The organism is Comamonas koreensis, from assembly GCF_021026195.1.
Taxonomy (GTDB): domain Bacteria; phylum Pseudomonadota; class Gammaproteobacteria; order Burkholderiales; family Burkholderiaceae_C; genus Comamonas; species Comamonas koreensis.
Genome location: NZ_JAJNCT010000005.1, coordinates 456660 through 472962, shown reverse-complemented (window position 1 = coordinate 472962; position 16303 = coordinate 456660). Strand labels below are relative to the sequence as shown.

Annotated in this window: 14 protein-coding genes; 7 read left to right on the top strand and 7 right to left on the bottom strand. The window is 65.0% G+C overall.

Going from position 1 to position 16303, the window contains the following annotated elements; genetic code table 11:
- The first annotated feature begins 50 nt into the window (after positions 1 to 50).
- Both pmbA and LPW39_RS04365 read left to right on the top strand, forming a co-directional pair.
- A complete protein-coding gene (gene pmbA / locus LPW39_RS04370; protein ID WP_230771636.1) occupies positions 51 to 1451 on the top strand; it encodes a metalloprotease PmbA in 1401 nt (466 codons plus the stop codon).
- A gap of 122 nt (positions 1452 to 1573) precedes the next feature.
- Entirely contained in the window at positions 1574 to 2281 is a 708-nt protein-coding gene (locus LPW39_RS04365; protein ID WP_230771635.1) for a riboflavin synthase subunit alpha, read from the top strand.
- A gap of 15 nt (positions 2282 to 2296) precedes the next feature.
- Here the strand turns inward: LPW39_RS04365 and tam are convergent, their stop codons facing one another.
- Positions 2297 to 3058 carry a trans-aconitate 2-methyltransferase gene (gene tam / locus LPW39_RS04360; protein WP_230771633.1) on the bottom strand — a complete coding sequence of 254 codons (762 nt, stop codon included), beginning with the start codon at positions 3056 to 3058 and terminating at the stop codon, positions 2297 to 2299.
- Positions 3059 to 3159: 101 nt separating this feature from the next.
- Between tam and LPW39_RS04355 the strand changes: the two genes are divergently transcribed.
- From LPW39_RS04355 to LPW39_RS04340, 4 genes are all read left to right on the top strand, one after another.
- The gene (locus LPW39_RS04355) at positions 3160 to 4089 is read left to right on the top strand and encodes a LysR family transcriptional regulator (RefSeq protein ID WP_230771631.1); all 930 of its coding nucleotides are present in this window, start codon (positions 3160 to 3162) and stop codon (positions 4087 to 4089) included.
- 1 nt (position 4090) lies between these two features.
- Positions 4091 to 4996 carry a LysR substrate-binding domain-containing protein gene (locus LPW39_RS04350; RefSeq protein WP_230771630.1) on the top strand — a complete coding sequence of 302 codons (906 nt, stop codon included), beginning with the start codon at positions 4091 to 4093 and terminating at the stop codon, positions 4994 to 4996.
- An 84-nt stretch (positions 4997 to 5080) separates the two neighbouring features.
- Positions 5081 to 6283 (top strand): alpha-hydroxy acid oxidase, encoded by a 1203-nt coding sequence (locus LPW39_RS04345; protein WP_230771628.1) that lies wholly within the window; start codon positions 5081 to 5083, stop codon positions 6281 to 6283.
- Positions 6284 to 6319: 36 nt separating this feature from the next.
- Entirely contained in the window at positions 6320 to 7303 is a 984-nt protein-coding gene (locus LPW39_RS04340) for a tripartite tricarboxylate transporter substrate binding protein (protein ID WP_230771626.1), read from the top strand.
- 13 nt (positions 7304 to 7316) lie between these two features.
- Here LPW39_RS04340 and LPW39_RS04335 read toward each other — a convergent pair whose 3' ends face one another.
- The 3 genes from LPW39_RS04335 to LPW39_RS04325 form a co-directional block, all read right to left on the bottom strand.
- Positions 7317 to 8600 (bottom strand): MFS transporter, encoded by a 1284-nt coding sequence (locus LPW39_RS04335; RefSeq protein WP_230771624.1) that lies wholly within the window; start codon positions 8598 to 8600, stop codon positions 7317 to 7319.
- Between the two features lie 142 nt (positions 8601 to 8742).
- The gene (locus tag LPW39_RS04330) at positions 8743 to 9972 is read right to left on the bottom strand and encodes a PQQ-dependent sugar dehydrogenase (protein WP_230771622.1); all 1230 of its coding nucleotides are present in this window, start codon (positions 9970 to 9972) and stop codon (positions 8743 to 8745) included.
- A 22-nt stretch (positions 9973 to 9994) separates the two neighbouring features.
- Entirely contained in the window at positions 9995 to 11077 is a 1083-nt protein-coding gene (locus LPW39_RS04325; protein ID WP_230771620.1) for a tartrate dehydrogenase, read from the bottom strand.
- 211 nt (positions 11078 to 11288) lie between these two features.
- On the opposite strand from LPW39_RS04325, the gene LPW39_RS04320 reads away from it, so the two are divergent.
- Positions 11289 to 12200: a DMT family transporter gene (locus tag LPW39_RS04320; RefSeq protein WP_230771618.1), complete on the top strand. Its 912-nt coding sequence runs from the start codon at positions 11289 to 11291 to the stop codon at positions 12198 to 12200.
- A gap of 115 nt (positions 12201 to 12315) precedes the next feature.
- On the opposite strand, the gene LPW39_RS04315 is transcribed toward LPW39_RS04320, so the two are convergent.
- The 3 genes from LPW39_RS04315 to LPW39_RS04305 form a co-directional block, all read right to left on the bottom strand.
- Entirely contained in the window at positions 12316 to 13050 is a 735-nt protein-coding gene (locus tag LPW39_RS04315) for an SIMPL domain-containing protein (RefSeq protein WP_230771616.1), read from the bottom strand.
- 250 nt (positions 13051 to 13300) lie between these two features.
- The gene (locus LPW39_RS04310; protein WP_230771614.1) at positions 13301 to 13510 is read right to left on the bottom strand and encodes a hypothetical protein; all 210 of its coding nucleotides are present in this window, start codon (positions 13508 to 13510) and stop codon (positions 13301 to 13303) included.
- A 254-nt stretch (positions 13511 to 13764) separates the two neighbouring features.
- A complete protein-coding gene (locus tag LPW39_RS04305) occupies positions 13765 to 15945 on the bottom strand; it encodes a PKD domain-containing protein (protein ID WP_230771612.1) in 2181 nt (726 codons plus the stop codon).
- Between the last annotated feature and the right edge of the window lie 358 nt (positions 15946 to 16303).

Here is a 16303-nt window from a genome sequence, read left to right as displayed (position 1 = left end):
CCCGGCGCAGTGCCTGGGCGATGGCGGTTATCAGTATCATAGCGGGCAGTATGAATAAATCCGTATCCAGCTCCAACAGCCAAGGCGATGCCAAGGCTGAGTCCGGCTTCAGTTACAGCCGCGCATTTTTCAAAGATCTCGTCGAGCAGGCGCTCTCGCATGCCAAAAAACTCGGTGCGACCGATGCCGGGGCCGATGCCTCCGAAGGCTCCGGTCTGTCGGTGAGTGTGCGCAAGGGCGAGCTGGAGACGGTGGAGCGCAACCGGGACAAATCACTGGGAGTGACGGTGTATCTGGGCAAGCGCCGTGGCAATGCCAGCACGTCCGACTTCTCTGCCGAAGCAGTGCAGCGCACCGTGCAGGCGGCCTATGACATTGCACGCTTCACCGCCGAGGACCCTATCGCAGGTCTGCCCGACGCAGCCGATATTGTGCCAGCAGCCGAGCACCGCGAACTGGAGCTATTCCATCCTTGGGCCATTGACAGCGAAGCGGCGGCCCAATTGGCCCTGCAGTGCGAGGCGGCGGCCTTTGCCACCGACAAGCGCATCACCAACAGCGAAGGCGCCGGTGTATCGGCCCAGCAAAGCCATTTCTACAGCGCCCACACCAACGGTTTTGCCGGTGGTTATGCCAGCTCGCGCCACAGCCTGTCGGTGGCACCGATTGCCGGCAAGGGCGCGGACATGCAGCGCGATGCCTGGTACAGCAGCATGCGCCGCGCCAGCGACCTGGCTGACCCTGCCGTGGTAGGCCGGTATGCTGCCGAGCGCGCACTCTCGCGCCTGGGCGCCCGCAAGATCCCTACCACCGAATGCCCGGTGCTGTTCGATGCCCCGCTGGCCGCCGGCCTGGTGGGCTCGCTGGTGCAGGCCATCAGCGGTGGCGCGCTCTACCGCCGCAGCTCCTTTTTGCTGCATTCGCTGGGCAAGAAGGTGTTCCCCAAGCACATCCAGCTGGTTGAAGACCCGTTCATCATCGGCGGCAAGGGCAGTGCGCCTTATGACGACGAAGGCGTGCGTGTGGCCAAGCGCTCGGTGATCGAGGATGGCAAGGTGGCCGGCTATTTCCTGTCTACCTATTCGGCCCGCAAGCTGAGCATGCGCACCACCGGCAATGCCGGCGGCGCCCACAACCTGCATTTCTACTCGACCAAGACCCGCCCTTCGGACGACCTCAACGCCATGCTGCAAAAGCTGGGCACGGGTCTGTTTGTGATCGAGCTGATGGGCCAGGGCGTGAACCCGGTCACCGGTGATTACTCGCGCGGCGCCAGTGGTTTCTGGGTGGAAAACGGCCAGATCGCCTTCCCGGTCGAAGAGATCACCATTGCTGGCAACCTCAAGGACATGTTCAAGGGCATCGAAGCCGTGGGCGCCGATGCGTACAACGCCGGCTCCAAGACCCTGGGCAGCATCCTGATCAACCGCATGAAGGTGGCAGGGTCCTGATCCCGCGCCGCTGAATAGCGTCCAGCCCGCTCACAGCCATCCAATCCAGGGGCGGCGGGCGGGTTTTATTTTTTTGAGTGAGCAGCTGGCCACGACGGGGCCAGCGCTGTAAGGAGTGGGCTGTGTTTACCGGCATTATTCAGGCAGTGGCGCGCATCAGCGCGATCGACGACCAACCGGGGCTGCGGAGCTTTACCGTGGCCTTTCCCGATGGCTTTTGCGAAGACCTGGCGATAGGGGCCAGCGTGTCGCACGACGGCGTGTGCCTGACGGTGACCGAGTTGCTGGACCCCACGCACGCGCGCTTTGATGTGATGCAGCAGAGCCTGAACATCACCACCCTGGGTGCGCTGGCGCTGGGCTCACCAGTGAATGTGGAGCGCGCGGCCAAGGATGGCGCCGAGATTGGCGGCCACCCGCTGTCGGGCCACGTGGACTTTACCGGCACCTTGGTGCAGGTGCGCCAGTTCGACAACAACCATGTGATGCGCGTGGCGGTGCCCGAGGCCTTTCGCCGCTATGTGTTTGCCAAGGGCTATATCGCCATCAACGGCGCCAGCCTGACCGTTGCCGAGGTCAACCGCCAGGAAGGCTGGTTCGAGGTCTGGCTGATTCCCGAGACCCTGCGCATGACCGTGTTTGGCGACAAGCGCGCCGGTGACCGCCTGAACATCGAGATCGAGCGCAGCACCCAGGTGGTGGTGGACACCGTACGCGAAGCGGTGGACGAGAGCCTGGGCCAACTCAAACCCCTGCTCGAAGCGCTGCTGCGTGAGAAGGGCCTGAGCCTGGAAGACCTGGTCACACCACCGCAGTTGCCCAAGGCTTGATGCACAAGGCCTACATCAAAGAGTGACCACAATAAAGATCCGGGGGAAGGGCAGCAGCACCGTGCCGCTGGGCAGCGCCGGGTAGGCCTGGCGGATGGCGGCCAGGTAGTCGGCCAGGTACTGGGTCTTCTCCTGCGCATCCAGCTGCGCCAAAAACGGGCGCAGCGCCGAGCCCTTGAACCATTCCACCACCGCCTCGTGGTTGGCCAGCGGGTGCATATAGGTGGTGCGCCAGGCATCGACCCGGCTGCACAGCGGCTGCAGCAGTGCGTAGTACCAGTCCAGGTTGTGCCGATCTGGGTGGCGCACCGCGCCGATGCGCGAGGCCCAGGGGCCTTGCGCGGCCACCTCGCGTGCCAGCACATGGGCGGGCTCCTGCAGGTTGTCGGGCGTCTGCACCGCCAGGCTGCCGCCGGTGCGCAGTTGCTGCAGCAATTGCGGGTAGAGGCGGGCGTGGTCGGGCAGCCACTGCAGGCTGGCATTGGCCAGAATCACATCCACGGCCGGCGCGGCCTGCCAGTTGCCAATATCGGCCAGCGCAAACGGCGTCTGCGGCAGGCGCTCGCGTGCAGCGCGCAGCATGTCTTCGTCATTGTCCAGTCCTGTCACCGCCGCATCGGGGTAGCGCGCCTGCAGCACTTCGGTGGAGTTGCCGGGGCCGCAGCCCAGGTCAATCGCGGTCTGCACTTCGGTGTTCGGGATGGCGGCCACCAGATCACGCACGGGGCGGGTGCGTTCGGCTTCAAACTGGCTGTACTGCTGGGCTGACCAGGTCATGGGGTTCTCCTTGTGTGGGCTTGCCGGGCACTGTAGTGCGCTTTACCCATGCTGACAAATACGCTATAAAAACCACAACCATACTTTTGAGGTATTGCTTGATGGAGTTGAGACAGCTGCGGGCCCTGGTCTGCATTGCCGAGTGTGGCAACCTGACCCGCGCGGCCGAGCAACTGGGTATGCAGCAGCCGCCGCTGACCCGCCTGTTGCAGCAACTGGAGGCCGAGATGGGCACACCCTTGATGGAGCGGTTGCCCCGAGGCATGCGGCCCACCGCCGCCGGTCTGGCGTTGGTGCAGGAGGCGCGCATGGTGCTGGCCCGGGTGGAGGCCATGGCCGGCCTGGTGCAGGATGCCGCCCAGGGCGGGCGTGGCCATGTGGCCATTGGCTTTACCAGTTCGGCGGCGTTGCACCCCTTGGTGGCACAGGTGCTGCGGGCTTTCAGGGCGCAGTGGCCGCGCGTGAAGGTCACGTTGGAAGAGGCGGGATCGGGCGAGCTGCTGGACGGCCTGCTGGCGCAACGCCTGCATGCGGCACTGGTGCGCTCGGCCTGGGAGGCGCAGCCCAGCCTCAGCAGCCGGCATCTGCTGAGCGAGCCGATGGTCGTGGCCGGGCCGCTGGGCCATGCACTGATGCAGTCGCGCCGCCCCTTGCCGCTGGCGCAGCTGCGGGGCCAACCGCTGGTGCTGTACCGGCGGCCAGCGGGCCCGGGCCTGCACGATGGCATCGTCGCTGCCTGTGTGGGCGCGGGCTTTCATCCGCAGGTGGTGCAAGAGGCCCCGCGCCTCACTGCCACGCTGAGCCTGGTGGCCGCCGGCCTGGGCCTGAGCATTGTGCCGGCCTCGCTGCAGCACCTGCGCAGCGATGGGCTGGCCTACCGGCGGCTGAGCGGTGCGCCCGGCCTGGTGGCGCCGCTGATCCTGGTCAGCCAGCGCCGCCCTGAGGCCCAGGCCCGCGTGCTGCTCCAGCACCTGGGCGGCATTCTGGACCAGCAACTGGCCCAGCAGCGACCGCGCAAGGGAGGTGCCTGACATGCAAAAACGCATCATGCCGTCGATGATGGCGCTGCAGTGCTTTGAGGCCGTGGCGCGCCACATGAGCTTTACCCTGGCAGCCCAGGATTTGTTCTTGACCCAGAGCGCCATCAGCAAGCAGATTGCGCAGCTGGAAGCCACCGTCTGCCAGGCGCTGTTCCACCGCTCGGCGCGCGGGCTGTCGCTCACCCCGGCCGGGCGCATGTACCTGGGCGAAGTGCGCAGCATCCTGAACCAGGTCGATGCCTCGGCCCGCTATGTGATGGGCTATGGCGAGGCGGATGAAACGCTGACGATTGCCGTGCAGCCCACCTTTGGCATCACCTGGCTGGTGCCGCGCCTGCGCCAGTTCATGCAGGCCTACCCGCATATCCAGGTCGTCACCAAGGGCGATGCCCGGCCTTTTGACCTGATGCAGTCGCGCATCGACATCTCGCTGTTCTATGGCGAAGGCAGCCTGCCGGGCGCGGACTGCCACCGCCTGTTCGAGGCCGATGTGGCGGTGGTTTGTGCACCTGAGATCCTGCCCGCCCATGGTTTGGCATCGCTGGCCGAGCTGGAGCAGTTGCCCCTGGTCCAGTGTTCCTTTCGGCCCGAGATCTGGCGCGACTGGTTTGCCTGCCAGGGCTTTGTGCCGGTCGATGCCTACCGGGGCCCGCGTTTTGACACCTTCTCCATGTGCCTGCAGGCCGCACAGGAGGGCATTGGCTTGGGCGTCATGCCGCGCATGTTTGCCGAGCAGGCGCTGGCCCGGGGCAGCCTGGTGCAGCCCTGGCCCTTTGTCCAGCCCAGCGACGGCGCCTACTACGTGGCCCATGCCAGCCACTGCGCGGCCTTGCCCAAGATCCGCCATTTTGTCGATTGGGTGCTGGCGCAGGCGCATGCCAGCCCGCCATCTGCATGAAATTTTGGAATAGCCCGATCATTTAATTTCGTTTGCCCCGGGCGGGGCGGCTGCCAACAATGCGTGGTTGGAAAAACAATAACCATGGAGACCGCGCACATGGCCGCGCTGCACCACTACCTCTCGATTGCCGACCTGGAGCGCGCTGCCCGCAAGCGCTTGCCCGCCTGTGTGCGCGGCTATGTCTGCGGCGGCACGGAAGACGGCGTGTCGTTGCAGCAAAGCCTGCAGGCTTTCTCGCGCCTGGGCTTTGTGCCGCGCGGCCTGCGCCATGTGGCCCAGCGCAGCACGGCCACCACCTTGTGGGGCCAGACCTATGCCATGCCGATGGGCTTTGCACCCACCGGTTTTGCCGCCATCGTGATGAAGGACTGCGATGCCGCGCTGGCCAAGGTGGCGCAGGCGCAGGCGCTGCCCTTCATCATCAGCGGCGCATCGACCGTGCCGTTGGAACAGCTGCAAAACGCCCATGGCCAGCGCTGCTGGTACCAGGCCTATCTGCCGGGCAATATGGCGCGCATCCTGCCGCTGCTGCAGCGCCTGGAACGTGCCCAGATCCCCGTGCTGGTGGTCACCATCGACACCTGCGTGGGCGCCAACCGCGAGAACCTGCAGCGCTTGCGCTTTACCGTGCCGTTTCGCCCCAGTTGGACCTTGCTGCTCGATGGCCTGCGCCACCCGCGCTGGAGCTGCGATGTGTTTTTGCGCACGGTCCTGAGCCAGGGCGTGCCCCGCTTTGCCAACCTGGCCCATGAGGCGGGGCCGGCCATCACGGCCGACCCGCCCAATGGCTTTCGCGGCGAGCGCGACCAGCTCGACTGGGACTGCATAGACCAGATCCGCGCTGCCTGGAAGGGCAAGCTGGTGCTCAAGGGCGTCATGCACCCGGAGGACGCCAGGCTGGCCGTGGCCCGTGGCGCCGATGCGGTCATCGTCTCCACCCATGGTGGGCGCCAGCTCGATGCCTGCATCTCCCCCTTGCAGGCGCTGCCCGAGATTCGGCAGGCCGTGCCTGCCCACTATCCGGTGTTCATCGACGGCGGCTTTCGCCGGGGCAGCGATGTGCTCAAGGCCATGGCGCTGGGCGCCGACCTGGTCTTTACCGGCCGGCCGCAGCTGTTTGGCGCGGCCGTCGCAGGCGAGGCGGGCATTGCCCACGCCGTGCAGCTGTTCCGCCAGGAGCTGATGACCAACCTGGCGCTGCTGGGTGTCAAACGCCCGCAGGAGCTGACCACGGACTATTTGCGTATCCAGGGCGATTTTTCGCTGCCCCCCAGTCAGCGCTAAAGCGCTGCACCTATTTGCAATCAAGGAGACAAAAAAATGATGACACTGAGCAAGGCCGCGCTGGCCCTGGCCGCCGCATGGGCGCTGTTGCCCGCCGCACAGGCCCAAGGCACGGGCTACCCCAGCAAGCCCGTGAAACTGGTCGTGGGCTATGCCCCCGGCGGTGCCACCGATATTGGCGCGCGGCTGATCGCCGATGCGCTGGGCAAGGACCTGGGCCAGTCCTTCATCGTCGAAAACCGCCCGGGCGCCAACAGCAATATCGGTGCCGAGTATGTGGTGCGCGCGCCGGCCGACGGCTATACGCTGTTTGTCGGCTCCATCTCGACAGCGATCAACCAGGGCCTCTACACCAAGCTGGGCTTTGATGCCGGCAAGGACCTGGTGCCTGTGGCACAGCTCAACGTGGTGCCCAATATCCTGGCCGTGAGCGCCAAGCTGCCGGTCAACTCGGTGGCCGAGTACATCGCCTATGGCAAGCAACACCCGGACAAGCTGACCTGCGCATCGCCAGGCAGTGGTTCTTCGGCCCATCTGGGTTGCGAGCTGTTCAAGCTCAAGACAGGCACCAGCATTCTGCATGTGCCTTACCGGGGCAGCGGCCCGGCGGTGTCGGACCTGCTGGGCGGGCAGGTGGATTCGATGATGGACAACCTGCCGCCGCTGCTGGCGCAGATCCGCGCCGGCAAGCTCAAGGGCCTGGCGGTGACGACCGCAGCGCGCGTTGATTTTGCGTCGGACATTCCGACCGTCGCCGAGTCCGGGGTGCCCGGCTTTGAGGTCGCTGCCTGGTTTGGCGTGTTTGCGCCAGCAGGCACACCTGCCCAGGTGGTGGAGACTGTCAACAAGGCCATCAACCGCGCGCTGAATGCCAACCCCGATGTGCGGGCCAAGTACCAGAGCAATGGCTTTATGCTGCCGCCGGCGCCCAATTCGTCGGCCAGTTTTCAGCGCTTCTTCAACAGCGAGATCAAGCGCTGGGCCGAGGTGGCGCAAGCTACCCACCTGAAGATCGACTGAGGCTCAGGCAGCCTTAACGCGGATTGGCTGCCAGCCGCGTGGGCAGCAGCAGCGATACGCCAGCGGCCAGCACCAGCAGCGCGGCGGCGGCGCCAAAGGCGATCCAGTGGGTGCCGAACTGCTCGTAGGCCCAGCCGCCCAGCCAGCTGCTGATCATGGCGCCAATCTGGTGGCCCAGGTAGGCGCAGCCGTAGAGCATGCCGACCAGCTTGATGCCATAGAGATCGCCCAGGATGGCCGACGAGGCGGCGATCGAGCCGGCCCAGACAATGCCACCCAGCGCGGCCACGGCATAGAGTTGCCAATGGTGGATGACGGCCACCAGCCCGACAAAGCCCAGCCCCCGCACCAGGTAGATGACGGCCAGGATGTAGCGGCGCGGCACCATGTCGGACAGCTTGCCCAGGCCCAGGGTGCTGAAGATGGCGACCAGGCCGATCAAGCCAATGCCGCCGGCACTGCTGCCGGCATCAAAGCCATGGTCCATCAGCATGGGCACGCCATGCGTGCCCAGCAGGTTCATGCTGAAGCCGCAGGCAAACAGGCCCAGAAAGATCTGCCAGAAGGGCGCGGTGGCCACGGCCTGGGCAAAGCGCAGCGAGGGCGCGGCGGGCTGGCCGGCCATGGCGCGCAGGCGCTCCTGGCGGGCGGCTTGCTCGGCGGGCGTCAGGTCGGTGTGCTCGGGCGCGTCGTCGCGCACAATCCACAGCGCCATCGCGCTGACGATGAGCGCAAACACCAGCGCAAAGCCCAGCAAGGTGTGCTGCCAGCCCCAGCGCGCAATGGTGAAGGTGAAGACCGGCGTCATCACTGCAATGCCCGCCATGGAGCCGGTGGACAGAAAGAACAGCGCCATGCCGCGCTGGCGTGTGAACCAGCTGCTGATCATCGGCGTGACCGCCACCGGGCTGGTGAAGGCCAGACCCAGCGACAGCGCCACGCCATAGGACCAGAAGAACAGCCAGGGCGTGCGGGCGTTGACGGCCCAGATGCAGGACAGTACCACGATCACGGTGCCCAGCAGCAGCACCCGCCGCGTGCCCTGGCGCGCCACCAACCAGCCAGCCAGCGGCATGCCCAGGCCGTAGCACAGCATGCCAAACGCGACGATGGACGACAGCAGGCTGCGGCTGAAGCCCAGGTCCTGCGACAGCGGCACGATGAAGGGACCGATCCCCATGCGCATGCCCACCGTCAGCAAGGTGAGGATGGTGGAGGCGGCGACGATCACCCAGCCGAAATACAGGCCGGACGGTGGGGTGGGGCCCGGAGGCACCGAGGTGGGGAGCGCTGTCATGACGCGGTGGCCGCGAGGCGCTCGTCAAAAGGCCTGCGCAACATGGGGATGTAGTAGGGTCGATGATAGGCCGGGGCGCAGGAAGGGCAAGCGGGGCGCGCGGCTGGATGTCGCGCTGGCGGCAGGCGGGCCAGCGCGCCGGTCAGCGCTGCGCGGCGGGGGCGCTGGCGGTATCTGGCAGCAGCATCAACAGTGTGCGGTTGTAGTCTTCCACCACCATCAGCTGGCCGGCATGGTTCAGGGCCAGGCCGGTGGGCCGGCCCAGTGGCCGGGTCTTGCCGTCTGCCGTCCAGTGGCCCAGCCATTCGATCGGTTTGCCCCCGGGCTTGCCGTCCTTCTGGCGCGCAAAGCCCACCACGCGGTGGCCTTGCGGCCCATGCCAGGCGGCCAGCAACTGGCCTTGGAAGGGGCTGGCCTGTGGGGTGGCCAGCAGGTGCAGCGGCGCCGTGTGCGCGGGCCAGAGCATATGGGGCGCCTTGGTGGCGGCGCAGCGCGCGCGTTGCTCATAGCCGCGCGCCGGGCGCTGTGCGCCCACGCAGTAGGGCCAGCCGTAGTCGGCGCCTTCCACCAGCTCGTTGAGCTCTTCGGGGGGCTCGTTCCTGTCGCGGTAGTCGATGTTGTTCTCCGCCTGCCAAAGGCTGCCTTTGGCGGGGCCGTCGGGCAGGGTGGCCAGGGCCACGGAGTTGCGCAGACCCAGCGCAAACGGCGCGAACTGCTGCACAGGCGCTTGTCCTTGCACCGCAGGGCTGCGCAGAACCGCACGCCATACCGCGCCCCGGAACTGCATCGCCCCGCGCTCGGGGCAGGGATAAGGCAGCGCGCCTTGCGCGTCCTGGCAGCGGTCACTGGCCGAGCCGATGTTGACATAGAGGCTGCCATCGGGCCCAAAGCTGATTTCCTTGAGCGGGTGGGCGCCGTCATCAGGTAACTGGTCGAGCACGGTCTGGGGCTGGATCGGCTGGCCGGCGGCCGGCACCGGTGTGCGCCAGATACGGCCGGCCTCGCCAATGTAGATTTGCGCATCGGGCCCGCGCAGCAGCGCGAGCGGGCGGTCAAGCTTGTCGGCCAGCACCTTGACCTGGGGGCGTTGGGTGGGAGCGTCTGAGGGCGCCGGCAGGCTCAGCTCCAGCAGGCGGCCCTGGCGCGGCACCCAGCTGCCCATGTCGATGATCCACAGGCGCCCGGGGCTGATCTCCAGCACCCGGCGGGGCGCGCGCAGGCCATCGCGCTCATCAGCCACCAGGGCTACACAGGTGCCGGCTGGGCTGCCGATGCTGACTTTCTCATAGCCGCCGCAGCAGCCCTGGGGCGTATAGCCCCGGGCATGCGCCAGCGGCGCCCAGGCCAGCAAGGCGCTGGCCAGCGCAGTCAACGCCGCCTGGGGTGCCCGGCGTTCAGGCCAGCACTTGTGCAATCGCCTTGCCCACGTCCGGGGTCTTGGCCTGGCCGCCCAGGTCGGGCGTGCGCGGGCCGCTCAGAATCGTCTGGCTGATGGCATCGACGATGGCATCGTGGGCGCTGCGCCAGGCACCTTGGCCGTTGCCCAGGAAGTCCAGCATCAGCGCCACCGACCAGATCATCGCGATCGGGTTGGCAATGTTCTGGCCATAGATGTCGGGCGCCGAGCCATGCACCGGCTCGAACAGCGAGGGGAAGTTGCGCTCGGGGTTCAGGTTGGCCGACGGTGCCAGGCCAATGGTGCCGGTGGTAGCAGGGCCCAGGTCGCTCAGGATGTCGCCAAACAGGTTGGTCGCGGCGACCACATCGAAGCGGCCGGGCTGCAGCACAAAGCGGGCGGTGAGGATGTCGATATGCTGCTTGTCCAGCACCACATCAGGGTAGTTTTTGGCCATGGCTTCGGCACATTTGTCCCACCAGGGCATGCTGATTGCAATGCCGTTGGACTTGGTGGCCAGGGTCACATGCTTTTTGCTGCGGCTTTGGGCCAAGTCAAAGGCGAACTTGAGCAGGCGGTCGGCGCCCTTGCGGGTGAACACGGCCTCTTGCAGCACCATCTCGCGGTCCGTGCCTTCGAACATGATGCCGCCCAGCGCGGTGTACTCGCCCTCGGTGTTCTCGCGCACCACGTAGTAGTCGATATCGCCCGGCATGCGGCCGGCCAGCGGGCAGGGCACGCCCTCAAACAGGCGCACCGGGCGCAGGTTGATGTACTGGTCGAACTCGCGGCGGAACTTGAGCAGCGAGCCCCAGAGCGAGACATGGTCGGGCACGGTGGCGGGCCAGCCGACGGCGCCGAACAGGATGGCGTCAAAGCCTTGCAACTGGGCCTTCCAGTCGTCGGGCATCATCTGGCCGTGGGCGGCAAAGTAGTCGCAATGCGCCCAGTCGAAGTGCTGCATCTCCAGCGGCAGGTCAAAGCGCTTGGCGGCGGCCTCCAGCACGCGGATGCCTTCGGGCATCACTTCCTTGCCAATGCCGTCGCCCGCCAATACCGCGATACGTAGTTTCTTGCTCATGCTGGTCCTGAATGTCTGGTCAAAAGGTGGTGGTGGCCGCCCGGGTGACTGGCCGCGCTCGCAAAGGCCATTGCTGGGCTCTACAATCGCTCGTCCTCGCACCTGGTGCCGGGGCTGGGGTGTCTGGATGGGCATCCTAGCGCTGTTGGGGCAGCTGCGCAGCATGGTGCGAGACAGCTTGCACCGCTGGCGCCTCATTTTGCCGCCTGCCGTGTCGCCATTTCCTTTCCCCCCTGAATCCCTGGCCGTATTGGCCGCCGCCTGCTGGGCGCTGGCCGCGCTGTTCTCCGCCCCGGTGGCGCGCAAGATGGGCGCCTTTGCCTTTACCCGCTGGCGCATGGTGTTTGCCACCGTGATGCTGGGCGGGTGGGCCACCTTGGCGGGCACCTGGGGCAGCCTGAACCTGCCGCTGGTGAGCGTGCTGGTGTTGTCGGGCTTTATCGGCATCTTCATTGGCGACACGGTGCTGTTTGCCTGCATGAACCGGCTGGGCCCACGCCGATCGGGCATTTTGTTTGCCACCCATTCGATGATGTCGGCCGTGCTGGCAGCGCTCTTTTTGGGCGAGCGCATGGGCGCAGTGGCCATGCTGGGCTGCGCACTGGTGCTGAGCGGCGTGATGTGCGCCATTGCCTTCGGCAAGCGCGCCGGCAGCGCATCGAGCCTGGAGGCCACGCGTGGCCGGCTGGCGGTGGGTGTGAGCCTGGGCCTGATAGCCGCCTTGGGCCAGGCGTTGGGCACCTTGGTGGTCAAGCCGGTGATGGGCCCCGATGTGGACCCGGTGGCCGCATCGGCCGTGCGCATGGCGGCGGGCTTTGGCTTCCATGCCGTGTTGCTGCTGGTGGGCTGGAAACCGGCACGCCTGACTGCCGTGATGGAGCCGCGCGACTGGCAGCTGCTGGCGGGCAGCGCCTTTTTGTCGATGGCGATGGGCATGACCCTGATCCTGGCCGCCCTCAAGTACGGCAGCGCCGGCCTGGTGGGCATGCTGTCCTCCGTCTCGCCCATCCTGCTGCTGCCGCTTTTGTGGTGGAAGACCAAGGTGCCGCCCACCTTGGGCGCGATGGCCGGCGCCTTGCTCACCGTGGCCGGCGTGGTGCTGATTCTGGCGCGGCTGGGCTGAGCCAGGCGGCAGCCCAGAGCATGGGCGTGAAAAAGCCAGGGGATGCAAGGCATTCCCTGGCTCTGGTGTGGCTCAGCGCTGATCCGCTATGCCACTGCGTTTAAACAGGTGCGGCTTACTTGATCAAACGCACCGCGCCGGACATGCTGACCGACACCGTGGTGTAGCCGGGCTCCAGGCCCACGGGGGCGCTGCTGTCCTCCATCTTGCTCATCATGGCCACGCTGCGGTTCATGCGGGGCATGGGCTGGCTGGTGCCGCTCTGGTTCAGGTGGATGGTGTCGTACTCGTACTGCGCGTATCCCATTGCATTGGCGGTGACCTTGGCCTTGGCGTTGAAGTTCTTGACGGCTTCAGCGATCAGCTGGTCCTGCGCCTTGTTGCGCGCCGCATCCGACAGGCGGAAGCCCGAACCGGTCAGGCGTGCCTTGTCCATCAGCGCAGCCATCGTCTGGCCGAGCGCTGCAGTGTCGGTCGACTCCAGTTGCACATTGAACTGGGTGCGCCAGCTGGTCACCTTGCCATCCTTGTTGTAGACGGGGCTGGTGAACAGGTTCTCGGTGGTGACCTGCAGGGTCGAAGACTTTTTGGCAGTGGCCAGCACATCGGCCAGTGCCGTCTTGCCCAGCTGCTGGGCCTGGGCCTGGTCCTTGGATTCCTTCTCGACGCTGAACTGGGCCCAGGCCGTGTCTTCCGGCACGCGGGTGGTCGCTTCGGCGTCCAGGTTCAGGCTGGGGCGCTTGTCGATGTTGGCAGCGGCGGGGGCGGGGTTCTGGGCCATGGCGGTGGAAGCTACAAAAGGGGTGGCGGCGATCAGGGCGGCGGTTGCCAGCATGCGCATTTTTTTCATCAAATTCTCCTTCTTCAAAACAGTCGCGGAGGGCTTGCCAATAAATGGCGGGAGCCCAGGTCACCGGGCTTGGAGTGCCTGGCGGGGTACAAGTTTCAGCAGCGCCAATACGCTCCATCAGATGGCCAAGCATATCCCCAAGTGCCGCGACGAAGAGCCACAGCCTAGGCGGGGGCAAGCGAGGGCTTTGTAGGACAGACTGCCGCAAACGCCCTGGTTGATCGATTTTCACATTTGGCGCTGCAAGCGCTTAGCCTGCGATGGCCTGGCTGCCCCGCAGGGCGGCAATGCTGTCATCGCCATAACCCAGGCTGCGCAGCAAATCCTGGGTGTGCTGTCCCAGTTGGGGCGGATCCATGCGCACACCCAGGCGTTCGCCCGCCACGCGCAGGCCCGCCAGTGCTAGGTTGGAGGGGGTGGCGGAGGTGGTGGGACGCGCTGATTCGTCGGTGTGGTGCATGGGGCTCGGAAAGCAGAACGCGTGGGCAGGCAGGGGGGAAGCGCAGGGCTCGGTACATCGCGCAGCGGGTGCCGCTGCGGCTGGCCGCCGGGTAGATGAAACACGACTATGCGGTGTGTACCACATTCGGGCCAGACAAAGCGCTCTTCCTTGTCTCCGTTAAGAAGCGGTCAGGCAAAAAAAAGGCCTTCTGCCGCTAGGCAGAAGGCAGGGCGGTTGGCGGGGCCGTGCTACGGATGTCCCGCTACCAGAAGTTAATTGGTCTTGAAGCTGCTGGTGTAGGTGAAGGACTGGCCCGTTTCCTTGATGGTGAAGCTGAACTTCAGGTTCACCGTCTTGCCATTGGTATAGGCGCTGCGCAGCGCAAACGATACCGGCTTGTCCGAAGCGACCACCTGGCCTTCAGTCAGCCCTTCAAACGACGCCTTGACGCTGGATCCCGTGGTCAGATTTGTGGCCTTGAGGTCAGCAATCGTGTAGTCCGCGCCATTGACCTTGAGCTTGTACTGCGCAATCTTGTACGTGTTGTCGCAGGCACCAACGCAGGCAACGCTGGCGCTGATCTCCGAGGAAGCGGTATAGGGCCAGCTCAGTGCCTGGCCCGAGGCCGAGGAGTCATCGTCACGCAGAAGCTGGATGCCGTCCTTGGGCATGACCGTCACGGTCACCTTGGCTACGGCACTGTCTTTGCTGCCGTCATTGACCACCAGCGTGATCACATAGCTGCCTGCTTTGTCCGCAACAAAGCTCGGGCTGATGGTGTCGGCAGCCTTCAGTTCTGCGGTGCTGCCTGCAGGGGCAGAGCTCAGCGTCCACTTGTAGGTCAGGCGCTTGCCAGCTGCTGCTTTGCCGCTGCCCTCCAGCGTGACGGTGCCGCCTTCCACTGCTCCGGTCACCGTGCCGATCTGGGCAGTAGGCGCAGCAGCCTCTCCGTTGCCAGGGTTGCTGCCTTCATCGTCCACGGGGTAGAGCGGGCCGCCCTGAACCAGGTTGCCCTGTCCATCGGAGATGCGGATAGCGGTCAGCTCCGGCGAGCTGTCAGGCAGGGAACCACCATCACCCAAAATAGCGCGGGCTGCACCGTAGAAGCCTGCACCCAGGCGAATGCGCTGCTGGTCAGCGGTAAGCGTCTTGGGTTCACAGACAAAGCGCAGATCCAGCCAGTAAGACACGGTGCAGGTGTAGCCTGCGTCCTTGTCCTCCACCACACCGCTGGCGGTTTTCTTCAGATTCAGAATACGGTGTTTGACCGCGCCGGCATGCGGAACCAGCGCCCAGGTTCCAACCAGGCTGTCTACGCTGTCCTGGTCGATGCCGAAGTAGAAGCGCTTGAAGTTGGTCGCATCTTCCTTGGGGAACTGGATCAGGCCAGTCGCAGTGGTGTTGAAGGTGATCTGTTCAGGTCCGACATAGACGTCCTCAACGCCATCTTGTGCTGGGCCACCCAGGTAGCGGCCGCCCTTGTACTTGATCACTGGAATGTTCGGCAAGGACGGATTGACCGAGCTGGGACTATGCGTCGCCATGCCGATATGGAAGGTGGCATTGCCCTTTTCGTCATAGTTGTAGATCGGCATGAACAGCAGATGCTTGCTGCCCACCGGCTTTTGCAGATCCAGCGAAATGCCTCGACCCGCTTTTCCGGTCACTTCGTTACTGACGATCCAGGTACCTGCTTCAGGCAGCGAATTGCGGCGGAAATAAGCGCGCGTGACGACCTTGTTCTCTTCGATCGCATACGCCGTTTGCTCCACACGTGCGCCCATCACCTTCGTGTCGCTGCCGTCCAGGGTCAAGGTGCCTTGCAGGTCGTCGATGCTGCGTTGCATGACCAGGCTGATTGGCTTGCGCACAGCGCTTCCGGAGCTGGTGTCAATCTGCTCGCCGACACAGCTGAACTCCATGTTCGAGCCGAGGTAGTCGCATTCCATGAAGCCATGCTTGTTGGGCGTGGCCAGGTCCAGCGTATGCACGGTGAACTTGCTGCTGGATTTGTAAGGCCAGCCGGCAGCCATGTTCGGGACCATGGCCATCTGAGAGCCAATCGCGGTATCGGCAAAGAAGGTGGTGGTAGGTTTGCCATCGGCATCCATCGCCACCATGGCCCAGCGCTCTACAAAAGCGGGGTCAGACCACTGGTCTTCCGGAGTGCCTTCATAGTTGAACCGCTGCATTTGCTTGGGCTCTTCGCCTGGGAGCTGGATGATCGCAGTGGTTCGGCTGGTGAACTGGATCTTCACATTGCCCGCGTCTTCGGCTTCGACACCATCTCGGCGACCACTGCCGAAATACGGACCATCTTTGTATTTTTTAAGCGGAACGTCGACCTTGTTGTCTACGACCGCACCCGTCGCCATGTGGAAGGTCGCGCTGCCATCCTTGTTGTAGTTGTACAGCTGCATCAGGAAGACGCCATCCTGGACATCAATGCCCATACCGCGGCCTGGCTTACCGCCCAGTTCCTCGGAAATGATCCAGTTCCCGTTCTGCGGGGCAATCGTGTTAGCAGCCCAACCTGAGGAGAAAGCGCAAGCTATCAGCGCAGCGGTGAGGCTTTTGGAGATCAGTCGCATGGGTGTATTCGTAGAAAGTGAAACAAGGCTGCCGGCGTGCAAAGCAGGCCGACGGTCAACCAAGCATTGTAAAAGGATGATCGCAAGACCAAGGATTTTGCTGGAAATGGTTACTAAATACTGCAATCCTGGTACTGCAACGCCATTCCACTTGCTGTGCCGCCCGCCCCAATAAGACCCGTAGCGCTTGCCGGGCCTGTAGATAGGCCATCTATGAACT

Coding starts and splice junctions, on each gene's coding strand:
- LPW39_RS04310 (WP_230771614.1), bottom strand. CDS start 13,510: ATGCACCACACCGACGAATCAGCGCGTCCCACCACCTCCGCCACCCCC.
- LPW39_RS04350 (WP_230771630.1), top strand. CDS start 4,091: ATGCAAAAACGCATCATGCCGTCGATGATGGCGCTGCAGTGCTTTGAG.
- pmbA (WP_230771636.1), top strand. CDS start 51: ATGAATAAATCCGTATCCAGCTCCAACAGCCAAGGCGATGCCAAGGCT.
- LPW39_RS04345 (WP_230771628.1), top strand. CDS start 5,081: ATGGAGACCGCGCACATGGCCGCGCTGCACCACTACCTCTCGATTGCC.
- LPW39_RS04355 (WP_230771631.1), top strand. CDS start 3,160: ATGGAGTTGAGACAGCTGCGGGCCCTGGTCTGCATTGCCGAGTGTGGC.
- tam (WP_230771633.1), bottom strand. CDS start 3,058: ATGACCTGGTCAGCCCAGCAGTACAGCCAGTTTGAAGCCGAACGCACC.
- LPW39_RS04315 (WP_230771616.1), bottom strand. CDS start 13,050: ATGAAAAAAATGCGCATGCTGGCAACCGCCGCCCTGATCGCCGCCACC.
- LPW39_RS04335 (WP_230771624.1), bottom strand. CDS start 8,600: ATGACAGCGCTCCCCACCTCGGTGCCTCCGGGCCCCACCCCACCGTCC.
- LPW39_RS04305 (WP_230771612.1), bottom strand. CDS start 15,945: ATGGGCATTGATGTCCAGGATGGCGTCTTCCTGATGCAGCTGTACAAC.
- LPW39_RS04325 (WP_230771620.1), bottom strand. CDS start 11,077: ATGAGCAAGAAACTACGTATCGCGGTATTGGCGGGCGACGGCATTGGC.
- LPW39_RS04340 (WP_230771626.1), top strand. CDS start 6,320: ATGATGACACTGAGCAAGGCCGCGCTGGCCCTGGCCGCCGCATGGGCG.